Raw genomic sequence first — 12,571 nt, 5'->3', positions numbered from 1 at the left:
CCCGGCCGGCGCTCATGCGCCGGTGTAGGTGAGCCGGACCGCGGCGTACCACGGCAGCCGCTTGCCGCCGATCGGCCGCCGGGGCCCGACGGGCGCCATCGTGAGCGGCCACATCAGCGGGGGCAGCCGGCGGAATCGGGCTGCCATCCGGAACAATCCGACGACCTCGTCGGCGGTCCAACCCGCGTCGGCGAAGAATCGCAGCGGCTCGAGCGGCCCGAATTTCCAGGGTGAGTTCTCGAGCAGGTTCTTGTTCACCCGATTGAAGCGGTCGACCACGGGCTTGTTGTTCACATCCATGATCCACCAATGGATTTCGGGCCGCGCCAGTGCCGCCGCCAATCCCGAGACCTCGTCTTCGGACAGGTAGTACACCAGTCCTTCGGTCAGTACGAGCGCCTTCTTCACCCCCGCGAGCGCCTCGTTCAGGAATTCGTCACGTGCTGCCGGATCGGCGAGATCCACTGCGGCGCGGGTCAGTACGCAGCGGGGTGTTTCGTCTTCCAGCAGACGGTTCTTCTCGGCGATCAAATCCGGGAAGTCGGCCTCGATCCAGCGGAGATCGGCGGGCAGGTCGAGACGATAGGGGCGCGCATCCAGACCCGCCGCCATATTGATGACGAGATCGCAGCCCTCGGTGAGGGTTTCGGCGATCAGGTCGTCGATGACTTTGGTTCTCGTGATCAGGGGCCAGCCGGCCATCGCGTTATTCTCGTTCGCGACGATGGCCTTGCCGGTTTCCCCCGCGAGCCGCTCCGCGAGCGGATCGTGAAAGAGCGCATCGGTACGAGCCGATTCGATCGCGCGATACGCGGCCACCCAGCGGGCGGTGTCCGAAACATTCGAAATGGGTCCTGCGGTTCGATCCATTGTTGAAGTCTCGCACAGTAATTCGCGATGGGTCGGCCGGGCGATTGCCGCGCTACAGCAGTACGGGGACCGATCGATGACCGTTGGAAACGAAGCTGCCCAGCGGCCGGAGTTCGGCGGGGTCCACGGCCAATCGCATATTCGGAAACCGCTCGAACAGGGCCGGCAGTGCGATCGCCGCTTCGAGCCGGGCCAATGGCGCACCGAGGCAATGGTGCGCGCCGTACCCGAAGGCGATGTGCTCCTTGCTCGCCCGATGTATGTCGAAATCACCGGCGGTGCCACCGTGGATGCCCGGGTCCCGGCTCGCGGCCCCGTAGGAGGCGAGGATCGCCTCGCCCGCGGCGATCCGCACACCGGCGATCTCGATATCCTCGACCGCGTAGCGCAGCGGCAGATGGTTGATCGGCGGCTGGTACCGCAACGCTTCCTCGATCACCTCCGACCACGGCACCCGGCCGGCGAGGACGTCGGCGCGCTGTTCCGGATTGGTCAGCAAGGCCACGATCGCCTGGTCGAGCAGGTTGACCGTGGTCTCGTGACCGGCATTGATCACCAGGATCAGGGTGTCGATCAATTCCTTCTGCGTCAGCCGGTCGGAGTCCTCGTCGACCGCCGAGATCAGCGCGCTGGTGATGTCGTCGCCGGGGTGGCCGCGCCGATAGAAGATCAACTGTCCCATCAGCGAGACCATTTTGAGGACATTGGCTCGCGCCTGCGCCGGCGTGAACGAGGTGTCGAAGAACCCGTCGACGCACGCATTGATCTTGGCATCCAAATGCTTGGGTACACCGAGCAATTCGCCGATGACCTGAATCGGCACCGGATACGCGTAGGTGGGCCGCAGATCGACGACTTCACCCGTGGGCAGGGCATCCAGTCGTTTCAGCAGTCCGTCGACGATGGTTTCGATCCCCGGGCGCATCAGGGCGGTGCGACGAGCGGTGAAGGCCGGTGCCACCAGTTTGCGGAGGCGGCGGTGCTGGTCGCCGTAAGCGGTGAACATGTTCTCCGCGATGACCCACGGGTGCAACGGCCACCGGTGATCGATCTCCCCGTTCTTGAAGGCCGTCCAGTGCTGGCGTGGGTCCTTGGACACCCGGGGATCGGCGAGCAGTTCTTTCAGCACCGCCGCATCGGTGACCGCCCACGCCGCAACCCCACCGGGCAATCCCACCGACGAGATCGGTCCACGCAGGCGTATCCGCTCGTTCTCGGCTTGAACATCGGCGCCCGTGGGATCCAGCACAATCGCTTCAGTATTCAAGGACCAACTCCCCAGCCGCGGGGCGAACCCCGTACTGCCTCAATCTGTTCCAGCGAAAGTAATGCTGGGCCGGCCGACTCCGTTGTCGCATTACAGCGAAACTTACCACCCGGTATCAAACGGCCTTCAGCCGAACGGGCATGTGTGAGTAACCGCGCAGCGTGGAGAGCCGGCGGCGGGTCGGCTCGCCGTCGAGGCGGATATCGGGGAAGCGTTCGAAGAGCGCGGTCAGCGCGGCCACGGATTCCAGCCGGGTCAGGCTCGCGCCGATGCAGGCGTGCATGCCGGTGCCGAAGGAGAGGTGTTCCTTGGCATTCGGGCGGGTGACGTCGAAACGGTGCGGGTCCGGGAATTTGACGGGATCGCGGTTGGCACCGGCCAGGGAGACGACGAGTGACTTGCCCGCCGCGAGTGGGACGCCGCCGAATTCCATCGGTTCCAGAACGCAGCGGGCGGTCATCTGAACCGACGTGTCGTAGCGCAGCATTTCCTCGACCGCGCCCGGCCAGCGCTCGGGTTCGGCGCGCAGCAGGTCGAGTTGATCGGAGTGCGAGAGCAGCAGCGGGACGGCATTGCCGAGCAGGTTCATGGTGGTCTCGAAACCCGCGCCCATCAATACATTGGCGCTGGCCATCAATTCGGTGGTGTTCAGGTCGCCCGCGGAGACCAGCTGGCCGAAGATATCGTCGCCCGGTTCGCGGCGCACCTTCTCGATGTGGGCGGCGAGGTAGTCTGTCATCGCCGCGGTGGCGGCCATGGCGCGCTGGTGGGTCCGCCAGGAGATGCCGACATCCAGCAGCGGAGCGACATGGCTGCCCCAGCGCAGGAACAGCTGGCGATCGGCCGCCGGGAAACCCATGATCTCCGCGATGATGGCGATCGGCACCTGCGCGGTGTAATCCGCGATCAGATCCACGGATTCGTGCGCGGCCATCGCGTCCAGCAGCTCCGCGGTGACCTCGCGAACCCGATCGCCCAGGCGAGCGACCGCACGCGGCGTGAATGCGGAAGCGACAGGCTTACGCAGGCGCCCATGCTCCGGCGGATCCAGCGCGAACATCGACGGCGCCTCGATCGGGTTGGGCGGCACCACAACTCGCTCCGCATAGCGCCGCAATGGCAAAGGCACGGACGGATCGATCGGCCGCCGCACCCCGAATCGCCTGTCGCGCAGCACCTCCCGGCACACCTCGTAATCGAACGCCGCATAACCGGCCTTCGTAACCCGCACCCCGCCGTCGCCCCGCAACTGATCGATCAGCGAGTACGGGTCGTCGTACCCCTCATCCCCGCTCATCAACCGCGCGAACGGATCCCCCATCCCGCGCAGCGCGAGAAACCCCAGCCGCGGAAACCCATGCTCCGCCGCCCACCTGATCGAGTACCGCGCGTTCATCAAAACCTCTGTGCCGTAACGAAAACCGCAAGTTCCAACGACTCGCGATCCCAATATAGGCCGCCGCGCCCCACCTGCAACCGCTGAACATCAAACACCGCTCGGTGCCTCGCCGGGGCGACGTTGCCCGGTACTGAACCTTCGACCGCTCGACCCCGGTCGAGGTTGGCGGAGGCGTGAATTCGCCGAAACAAACATGGGAGAGCGAAAGTCGGCATCATCGTAGGGTGTGCCGCTACTTCTTCGTAGCAATAGAATTAGGGGGTTGCGGATTGAGACCGGTACGGAGGATTCGGAGCAGCGAAGTTATATCGGTCGTCTAATCTGTCACGTGGGCGATCTGGGTCTGCACGTTTTGCCGGGATCGCGCGGGGGTGATATTAGTCTGAGCTGTGCTTTGCTCTCGTGGTTGTCCTGCTGATGAATTCGTTTGTGTCGGCGGTGTGCTGTCGTGAGTGTTGATGGGGTTGTGGTGGCGCCGGTCGCGCGGGTGGCGACGGGGGTGCGCGGGCGGGGTGGGCGGTACGAATTTCTGGATGCGTTGCGGGGGCTGGCGGCTTCGGCGGTCGTGGTGCAGCACTCGGCGGAGCGGTTGTGGCCGGCTTATTTTCGGTTCTCGCAGGCGCATTTCGGGCTGGGGCAGTTCGGGGTTTTCGCGTTTTTCCTGGTGAGTGGGTTCATCATTCCTGCTTCGATGGAGCGGGGGCGTTCGCTCGGGGCGTTCTGGGTGGGGCGGTTTTTCCGGTTGTATCCGTTGTTCTGGGCGTGTTTGACCGCGGCGATGGTGCTGCATTGGATAGACCGGTTCCGGCTGCCCGAACGGTTCTGGGACGATCCGGTTCGCAACTTCCTGACGAATCTGACGATGGGGGAGTACTTCATCGACGGCACCAGGACTCAGATGGTCGGGGCCGCTTGGACGTTGTCCTACGAGCTCGCGTTCTACCTGTTTCTGTCGCTGCTGTTGCTCGCGGGGTTCAACCGGCGTTCGGTTCCGCTGGCGTTGTTGTCGATCGGTTTGATCGCGCCCGCGGTGGTGCTGCCGCCCGCGATGATCAACGGCTCCGCCGCGAACGTGGTCACCCGGTCGATCGTCGTGGTCGCGACGATAGCGATCGCGGCACTGTTCGCGCGGTGGGCACCGGATCGGCGCTCGGCACTCGGCGCGATCCTGCTCGCGGTCATCACCGTTCCGTTCGTGCTCAACCAGCCGGAGTCGGGACCGTACACGGTCGGGATCTTCGCGACGATGTTCGTCGGCACCGTGCTCTACCGGATGACCGTCGGCACGGTCAGCGCCAAACAGGCTTGGGGGGTGTTCGGGCTCGCGATCGGCATGATCTTCGTGACCAGTCTGTTCGCCGAGCCCGTCACCGATCCGACGACCGGCGTCTTGGTCACCTGGGTCAAGCTGCCGGTCACCATCATTCCCGCCTTCCTGCTGTTCGCGGGGGCGCTGCTGCTGCGCGGGCGCTCCTTCCCGAGCCCGCTGCTGTTCCTGGGCCGGATCAGCTATTCGCTGTACCTCGCCCACGCGCTCGTACTCGATGCGCTGCCGCGCTGGAGCACGTCCGTCGCCGGGATTCCCGCGGCGTGGCTGACCTTCGGCACCTGGGTGATCGGGGCGATGGTGATCGCGACCGTCAGCTATCACGCCATCGAGAAGCCCTGCCACAAGCTCGGCCACCGCATGATCGCCCGCATCGATGCGCGCAAGTCACTGCGTGCGGAGTTGTAGCCCGGGATTCTCGGCGAGTACGTCGGCGACGCTTTGAGCGATCATGGTGAGCCCGGGGACGGCGCGCACGAGCTGGTCGGCGAGTGGGCCGAGTTGCTCCAGGAACGACTGGAAGTCGCCTGCCGCAAGCCTTTTCGTGAATTCCTTGGTCAGCGGGTTCGAGGGGAACGTCGGGAGCGTGCCGGGCTTCTCGCTCGGAAAACGGGTGGGCTCGTCGCTGTAACCGCCCTGGCTCACGATGCCCATCGCGAGTGTTCCCGAGATCAGCGCGCCGCCGCTGTCGCCGGGCAGGCTCAATGCGCTGTGCATGAAACGGATCGGTGGGCGTTGCGGGTCGGGCTGGTCGACGCGGGTGACGATCCCGCAGGTGAATCCGCTTGTCGCACCGGACTTGCAGACCGGCTCGCCCACCACGGGGACGCCGACCCCGGTGATCGCGATGGTGCTCTGCCCGGCGCGAACCAGGTTGTTGTCGAAGGAATTTCGCGCCTCCCCGGCGATCCGCACGATCGAATAGTCGCGGATGCCGTCGACGATCGCCTTCTCGAAGGTGCCGGTGGGGGCTCCGGCGATCGGGCCGGGTAGCGGTGTGAAGGTCTGCTGTTCGTCGGTGACCGGCTCGCCTGCTTCGGCGGCTTCATTGCAATGCCCCGCGGTGACAGCGGCCGGTAGGCCCGCACTGTCGATGGCGTTGAACGCCCAAGAGCACAAGCCCTTCCCGGCGATGTAGCGGTCGCCGCCGACCGTCCGATCGCCGGTGGAATCGGAAGCGGCATCCATCAGCAGCTCTCGCATCGAAACCGCGCTGACCGCAGCGAGTTCAGGGGTCGCGGACTCGTCGACGGCGAGGAAACCCCGCTGACGCACCGCTTCCCGCGCCCCCTCGGCAGCATCACGAATCGCGACGACCGCGCGGCCCTGCGGGTCCAGCCAGGTCCCGGCCACCGCGTCCGGAAAACGCCGGTCCAAGCTCGCGGCGAAATCCGCCAGTCGCTGAGCCAGCTCCACCCGCCGCAGATACTCCTGCGGCTCGAGCCGTAAATCTCGCCCGACCGCGGAGGTCAACCCCGGCGGCAGCTCAGCGGCAGCCGGGCCGGCAGTGGCGCTGCCCACCGGCATCACCGAAATCAGCAGGGCGGCGGCAACACTGACCAGCAGCCGCCCAACAGCGCGACGTGGGCTCATGCGCTCGGAACAGCCCGGCGGACCACGATCGCCGGTGGCTCGGCCAGCGACCTACCCACCACGCAATAGCGTTCGGTAGCGGTCGCCAGCTTCGCCAGCGCGGCATCGTCGGCGTCGGTCTCCACGGTGAAAGTGACCACCAGATCCTGCACCCCGACCGGTGCGTCGCGATCGACCCCCAGGGTGCCGCGGGCATCGAAGCTCCCCTCGGCCCGCCCCTCGACCGACCGCAACTCCACACCGAATGCTGTTGCGACCGAACGCAACGTCACCCCCGCGCAGGCGAGCAACGCCTCGAGCAGCATGTCGCCCGAGCACGCATCCGAGCCGTCACCCCCGGTGGCGCGATGCAGACCGGCGCGGCTGGTCCCGGCGAACTGGTCCACATCGAAGGTGATCCCGGGGGCGGCGATCCGACCGGCCGCGAGCAGCGGGGTGCGGGCGGCGGCGGGGTCTCGGCGGTACTGCTCCTTCAGCGGCGCTTGGGCGGTGCGCAACTCGGTGGCGTCCATGATCCGACGCTAGCCCGGCGGCCTCGAAGATCGCAGGAAGTGGCGCAGGAATTTTCGAATGCGTTGCCTATCGCCGGTCCGGCGGGTCGCTCCGGCGGGCGCGTGAGCGGGTGCGCCATTGGGTGGGGGTGCAGCCGTAGCGCCCGCGGAACCAGCGCGAGAAGTTGCCGGGGGAGGAGAAGGCGAGGAGTTCGGCTATCTCGGTGAGGGTGTGCCGGCGGCTGGTCACCAGGTGCTGGGCCAGTTCGGCGCGGGTGGCATCCAGGAGCGAGGTGAAGGTTTCGTTCTCGGCGGCCAGATGCCGGTGGATGGTGCGCCGGTCCACGCCGAGGCTGCGGGCGATCTGGTCGATGGAGCAGCGGCCGGTGGGGAGCAGGAGCTCGATCAGCTCGCGGACCCGGTCGAGGGTGGTGACCTGGTTGTCGGGGGCCGGATCGAACCTGTGCTGGGCGTAGGCGCGGAGCTGCGGATCCGACATGGCATTGGGGGAGTCGAGATCGGTTGTGTAGGTGAGGATTCCGTTGAAGTCGGCGTCGAAGGTGAGGTGCGGGCCGAAGAGGCGGTGATGAGTGCGCCGGTCCCGAGGAGCGGGGTGGGCGAAGCGGACTTCCAGTGGCTGCCAATCGGTTCCGAGAAATCCGCGCAGCAGGCCGTGCAGCACCCCGATCGCCAGTTCGATGGCTTGCCGGGTGTCGCCCGGCCCGCCCAGGTCCAGGGACAGCCGGATGGTGGCGATGCCGTTGTGCTCGGTGAGCCGGGTGCGCAGGGCTTCGTTGTACATGTGCTCGTGGCGCGACAGCACGCGCAACGCGCTACGGACATCGGGTTCGTCGCGGAGCACCAGGCTCAGCGGGCCGAGGTTGGCGAAGCGGCGGCGTTCGGCCAGCCGGAGCCCGAAATCCTCGGTGCCGGAGGCGATCGCGGAGCGTTCGAGCAGATCGGCGATGGCCGCGGCGGGCACCCAGCGGTCCTGGAGGCTCAAGCTGGCCGGATCCAGGCCGGCGGCGCGGAGCAGTGCGACCGGGTCGAGCCCGAGCGACTGTCCGAGCTCGACGTAGCTGTGCAGCGACGCATATCGGGCCAGCGGTCTCAACGCGTCTCCTGTGTCCCGAGATGAACATATTTGTGTCCCGACAGGATAAGCACGCGCTCTCGATCCGGCTTAATGTGGGTTGCATCACACGCGATGACCTGCGGAAAGAGGAGATTTCTGGTGGCACGAGCTGTTCGCTTCTATGAAACCGGCGGCCCGGAGGTGCTGCGCTGGGAGGAGGTCGAGGTGGGCGCGCCCGGCCCCGGCGAGGTGCGCATCCGCCACCACGCGGTCGGCCTGAATTTCGCCGACACCTACTTCCGCAGCGGCCTGTACCCGGCCGCCCTGCCGGCGGGTATGGGCGTCGAGGCCGCCGGGGTGATCGAGGCGGTCGGCCCCGGAGTCGACGGATTCCGGATCGGCGACCGGGTCACCTACACCGGCAGCCCGCTGGGCGCCTACAGCACCGAGCGGGTCATGCCCGCCGCGCACCTGATCGCCCTGCCCGACGAGATCGGCTTCGACACCGCCGCGGCCATGACCATGCGCGGACTGACCACGGCCTACCTGCTGCGCCGCATCCACCCGCTGCGCGCGGGCGACACCGTGCTGTTGCACGCGGCCGCCGGCGGGGTCGGGCTGATCTTCCTCCAGTGGGCGAAACTGCTGGGGCTCAATGTGATCGGCACTGTCTCGACCCCGGAGAAGGCCGAGATCGCCGCCGCTCACGGCTGCGATCACACGGTGATCTACACCCGCGAGGACGTCGCGGCGCGGGTGCGGGAACTCACCGGCGGCGCGGGCGTTCCGGTGGTCTACGACAGCATCGGCAAGACCACCTTCGACACCTCGTTGGACGCGCTGGCGCGACGCGGGCTGCTGGTCTGCTTCGGCACCGCCTCCGGTCCGGTACCGCCGATCGAACCGATGCGGTTGGCGGTCAAGGGTTCCCTGTTCGTCACCCGCCCCGCGCTCGCCGACTACATCGCCGACCCCGCCGAGCGCGCCGAACTCGCCGGTGAGCTGTTCGATCACGTCGCGGCCGGGCGCATCCGGATCGAGATCAATCAGCGCTACGAACTGCCCGATGCGGTCCGGGCACACCGCGACCTGGAGTCCGGCCGCAGCGTCGGCTCCTCGGTCTTCACCCTCTGACCTGCCACCGCCGGGAGGAACCCATGACAACCATTGCCCCGCTGCCGTTTTCGACCACTCGCGGCTCGATCCGGGTGCGGCCGCTGACCTGCACGATCGGCGCCGAACTCTTCGATGTGGACCTCGCGCGAGCCGCGCACGACGAGGCGCTCTTCGCGGAACTGCGCGCCCTGCTGCTCGAGTACAAGGTGCTGTTCGTCCGCGACCAGGACCTCAGCCGGGCCGAACATGTCGCTCTCGCAGCGCGTTTCGGCCCGCTGGAGGATCATCCGGTGGCGGGCAGCGACCCGGAACATCCGGGGCTGGTGCGCATCTACAAGGACCTCGACAGCGCGCCCGAGCATTACGAGAACGCCTACCATTGTGACGCCACCTGGCGGCAGCAGCCGCCGATGGGCGCGGTGCTGCGCTGTGTGGAGACGCCGCCGGTCGGGGGCGACACCATCTGGGTGAATATGGTCGAGGCGTATCGTCGCCTGCCCGAACAGATCCGGGACCGCATCCGCGGGTTGCGGGCGCGGCACAGTATCGAAGCCAGCTTCGGCGCGGCCCTGTCGATGCAGCAACGGCAGGAGCTGGCGCGGCGCTTCCCCGACGCCGAACACCCGGTGGTGCGCACCCATCCCGAAACCGGCGAGCAGATCCTGTTCGTCAATTCCTTCACCACCCACCTGGTCAACTACCACACCCCGGAGGATGTGCGCTTCGGCGCCGACTACGCCCCGGGCGCGGCGGAACTGCTGCACTACCTGATGCGGCAGGCCACGATTCCCGAATTCCAGGTGCGCTGGCGGTGGACCGAGAACAGCTTCGCGATCTGGGACAACCGCTCGACCCAGCACTATGCCGTCCAGGATTACTGGCCCGCGGTCCGCAAGATGGAGCGCGCGAGCATCAGCGGCGACGCGACTTTCTGAAATCCATTCACTCCCAACACTGTTCGACTCCAGAGGAGCACCCTCATGCATTTTCACGACGATTCGCTGTTCCCGGAGAACCAGGAGAAGCTGGTCATCACCGTCGCCCCCTACGGTCCGGAATGGGAACTCGACGATTTCCGCGAGGACCTGCCGCTGACCATGGATCAGCACGTGCAGGCCGCAGTGGACTGCTACCACGCCGGCGCTACCGTGCTGCACATCCACGTGCGCGAACTCGACGGCAAAGGCTCCAAACGCCTTTCGAAGTTCAACGAGCTGCTCGGCCGCCTGCGCGAGGCCGTGCCGGACATGATTCTCCAGGTCGGCGGCTCCATCTCCTTCTCCCCGGAAGGCGATGGCGCGGACGCGAAATGGCTGTCCGACGACACCCGGCACATGCTCGCCGAACTGGATCCCAAACCGGATCAGGTGACCATCGCCATCAACACCAGCCAGATGAACATCGTCGAGCTGATGACCGACGAGGACATCGCGGGCACCTCCTTCACCCGCCCGGAGGTGTACGAGGCGTACCGGGAGATGGTGGTGCCCGCCGGTCCGGCGTGGGTCGAGGAACACCTGAAGCGCTTGCAGGCCAGCGGTATTCAGCCGCACTTCCAGCTCTCCAGCATCCCGCAGCTGGAGACGGTGGAACGGTTGATCCGGCGCGGCGTCTACACCGGTCCGCTCATGCTCACCTGGGTCGGCATCGGCGGCGGGTTCGACGGGCCCAACCCGTACAACATGATGGAGTTCGTGCGCCGCGTCCCCGACGGCGCGGTGCTGACCCTCGAGACGCTCATGCGCAGTTGCCTGCCGGTCAACACCATGGCCATCGCGATGGGCCTGCACGCCCGCTGTGGCAACGAGGACACGCTCTGGGGTCGCAAGGGCGAGAAGCTGTCCTCGGTGCGCCAGGTCGAACAGCTGGTGCGCATCGCCGGCGAGCTGGGCCGCGAGGTCGCCACGGGCAAGGAGGCCCGCGAGATCTACAAGCTCGACGAGCGTTACGCCGACGCCCAGGAGACCCTCGCGAAGATCGGTTTCGCGCCCAATCGCAAGCCCGGCCAGGTCGGATTCACCCAGCACGCCTAGTCCGGACCTTCTCCGGTGTGCCGCGGCAGGTCTCGGCGCACCGGATTCGTAGGAGCACCAATGGAGTTGCACACCACCGGCACCGGGCCGGACAGCCACACCGCCGCCCCGGAGCCTCGGGCCCGCCGCTATCCGTGGCTGGTCTTCGCACTAGCCTTCGGGCTGCTGCTGGCCGATTACATGTCCCGGCAGGTCCTCAGCGCCGTCTTCCCCTTCCTGAAATCCGAATGGGCCCTGTCGGATTCCCAGCTGGCCTCGCTCACCAGCGTCGTCGCGCTGATGGTGGGGATACTCACCCTGCCGCTGTCGATACTGGCCGACCGCTGGGGCCGGGTGCGCAGCCTGGTGCTGATGGCGGTGCTGTGGAGCGCGGCGACGCTGCTGTGCGCCCTGGCCACCGGGTACGGGCAGATGCTGGGCGCTCGTTTCCTGGTCGGCGTCGGGGAGGCCGCCTACGGCAGTGTCGGAATCGCCGTGGTGCTCAGCGTATTCGCGCCCCGGGTGCATGCCGCGCTCAGCGGGGCGTTCATGGCCGGGGGCTCGTTCGGCTCGGTGCTCGGCGTCGGGCTGGGCGGGTTCATCGCCGTACAGCTGGGCTGGCGATGGTCGTTCGCCGCCATGGCCATTGCGGGCCTGCTGCTGGCGGCGGCCTTCCGGGCCGTGGTCACCGAGGCGAAACTGGCCCGCCACGCCGCCGCACCCGCGCCGCGAACCACACAGCCGGGCAATGGTTTCCGCGCGCCTATCTCGTCACTGTTCACCAATCCCGCGGTGCTGTACGCCTATCTGGGCAGCGCATTGCAGATCTTCACCGCCGCGGTGCTGCTGGCGTGGATGCCGAGCTTCGTCAATCGCTACTACGGCCTGGCCCCGGACCGGGCGGGCGCGGTCGCCGCGGTCTTCGCGCTGCTCGTCGGAGCCGGCATGGTCGTCTGCGGGATGATCACCGACCGGGTCGGCCGCAGCGAGGTGACGCGCAAATGGTCTGCCGCCGTGGTGTTCTGCGTGCTGTCGGTGCTGTGCCTGGGCATCGGTTTCGGCCTCGGCGCCGGAACACCGCAACTGCTGTTGATCGGTATCGGCGCCTTCTTCTCGGGCGGCTCGTCGGGTCCCACCGCGGCCATGGTCGCCAACCTCACCCACCCCTCGGTGCGGGCGTCGGCACTGGGCACCCTCACCCTGGCGAACAGCCTGCTCGGCCTGGCGCTGGGCCCGTTCGTCGTCGGCGTGCTGGCCGATCACCTCGGTCTGGCGACCGCATTGGGTCTCGCGCCGCTGGCCTACCTACCCGCCATCGCCGCCCTGCTGGCGGGTCGCCGAGCCCACCCGGCGGGTCTGCGCCGTTTGGCCGCCGTCGATCCCACATCCTCGATCTGATTTCGAAAGGACTTGCCGCACAC

General features: G+C 67.2%; 11 protein-coding genes. 5 read left to right on the top strand and 6 right to left on the bottom strand.

Annotated features, from left to right (window positions below; all coding sequences use genetic code 11):
- Window positions 1–12 precede the first annotated feature (12 nt).
- The 3 genes from NI1_RS24625 to NI1_RS24615 form a co-directional block, all read right to left on the bottom strand.
- Complete coding sequence (locus tag NI1_RS24625) at window positions 13–870, bottom strand: class I SAM-dependent methyltransferase (RefSeq protein WP_067825041.1); 858 nt, start codon at window positions 868–870, stop codon at window positions 13–15.
- A 52-nt stretch (window positions 871–922) separates the two neighbouring features.
- Complete coding sequence (locus NI1_RS24620; RefSeq protein ID WP_067825039.1) at window positions 923–2,137, bottom strand: cytochrome P450 family protein; 1,215 nt, start codon at window positions 2,135–2,137, stop codon at window positions 923–925.
- Between the two features lie 115 nt (window positions 2,138–2,252).
- Entirely contained in the window at window positions 2,253–3,533 is a 1,281-nt protein-coding gene (locus NI1_RS24615) for a cytochrome P450 (protein ID WP_067825037.1), read from the bottom strand.
- Between the two features lie 451 nt (window positions 3,534–3,984).
- Between NI1_RS24615 and NI1_RS24610 the strand changes: the two genes are divergently transcribed.
- On the top strand, window positions 3,985–5,271 hold the full coding sequence (locus NI1_RS24610; protein WP_169815628.1) for an acyltransferase family protein: 1,287 nt from the start codon (window positions 3,985–3,987) through the stop codon (window positions 5,269–5,271).
- On the opposite strand, the gene NI1_RS24605 is transcribed toward NI1_RS24610, so the two are convergent.
- The 3 genes from NI1_RS24605 to NI1_RS24595 all read right to left on the bottom strand — a co-directional run bounded on the left by NI1_RS24605 (window position 5,251) and on the right by NI1_RS24595 (window position 8,061).
- Complete coding sequence (locus tag NI1_RS24605; RefSeq protein WP_157535315.1) at window positions 5,251–6,456, bottom strand: S1 family peptidase; 1,206 nt, start codon at window positions 6,454–6,456, stop codon at window positions 5,251–5,253. The genes NI1_RS24610 and NI1_RS24605 overlap by 21 nt on opposite strands.
- Window positions 6,453–6,968, bottom strand: a complete 516-nt coding sequence (locus tag NI1_RS24600; RefSeq protein ID WP_067825032.1) for an OsmC family protein — start codon at window positions 6,966–6,968, stop codon at window positions 6,453–6,455. Before NI1_RS24600 ends, NI1_RS24605 begins: the two co-directional genes overlap by 4 nt.
- A 67-nt stretch (window positions 6,969–7,035) precedes the next feature.
- Window positions 7,036–8,061, bottom strand: a complete 1,026-nt coding sequence (locus tag NI1_RS24595; RefSeq protein WP_067825031.1) for an AraC family transcriptional regulator — start codon at window positions 8,059–8,061, stop codon at window positions 7,036–7,038.
- A 120-nt stretch (window positions 8,062–8,181) separates the two neighbouring features.
- Here NI1_RS24595 and NI1_RS24590 point away from each other — a divergent pair, with 120 nt between their 5' ends.
- From NI1_RS24590 to NI1_RS24575, 4 genes are read left to right on the top strand one after another with little or no spacing between them, the layout of a single operon-like run.
- Window positions 8,182–9,156 carry a quinone oxidoreductase family protein gene (locus tag NI1_RS24590; RefSeq protein ID WP_067825029.1) on the top strand — a complete coding sequence of 325 codons (975 nt, stop codon included), beginning with the start codon at window positions 8,182–8,184 and terminating at the stop codon, window positions 9,154–9,156.
- A 23-nt stretch (window positions 9,157–9,179) separates the two neighbouring features.
- Window positions 9,180–10,073, top strand: a complete 894-nt coding sequence (locus NI1_RS24585) for a TauD/TfdA dioxygenase family protein (RefSeq protein ID WP_067825027.1) — start codon at window positions 9,180–9,182, stop codon at window positions 10,071–10,073.
- A gap of 45 nt (window positions 10,074–10,118) precedes the next feature.
- Window positions 10,119–11,171, top strand: coding sequence for a beta-keto acid cleavage family enzyme (locus tag NI1_RS24580; protein WP_067825025.1), 1,053 nt, complete (start codon window positions 10,119–10,121; stop codon window positions 11,169–11,171).
- 60 nt (window positions 11,172–11,231) lie between these two features.
- Complete coding sequence (locus tag NI1_RS24575; RefSeq protein WP_067825023.1) at window positions 11,232–12,548, top strand: MFS transporter; 1,317 nt, start codon at window positions 11,232–11,234, stop codon at window positions 12,546–12,548.
- Window positions 12,549–12,571: the final 23 nt, after the last annotated feature.

Source organism: Nocardia inohanensis NBRC 100128 (assembly GCF_001612945.1).
GTDB lineage: Bacteria > Actinomycetota > Actinomycetes > Mycobacteriales > Mycobacteriaceae > Nocardia > Nocardia inohanensis.
Note: the sequence above shows the minus strand (reverse complement) of the source record. Positions and strands in the feature narration are given on the sequence as shown.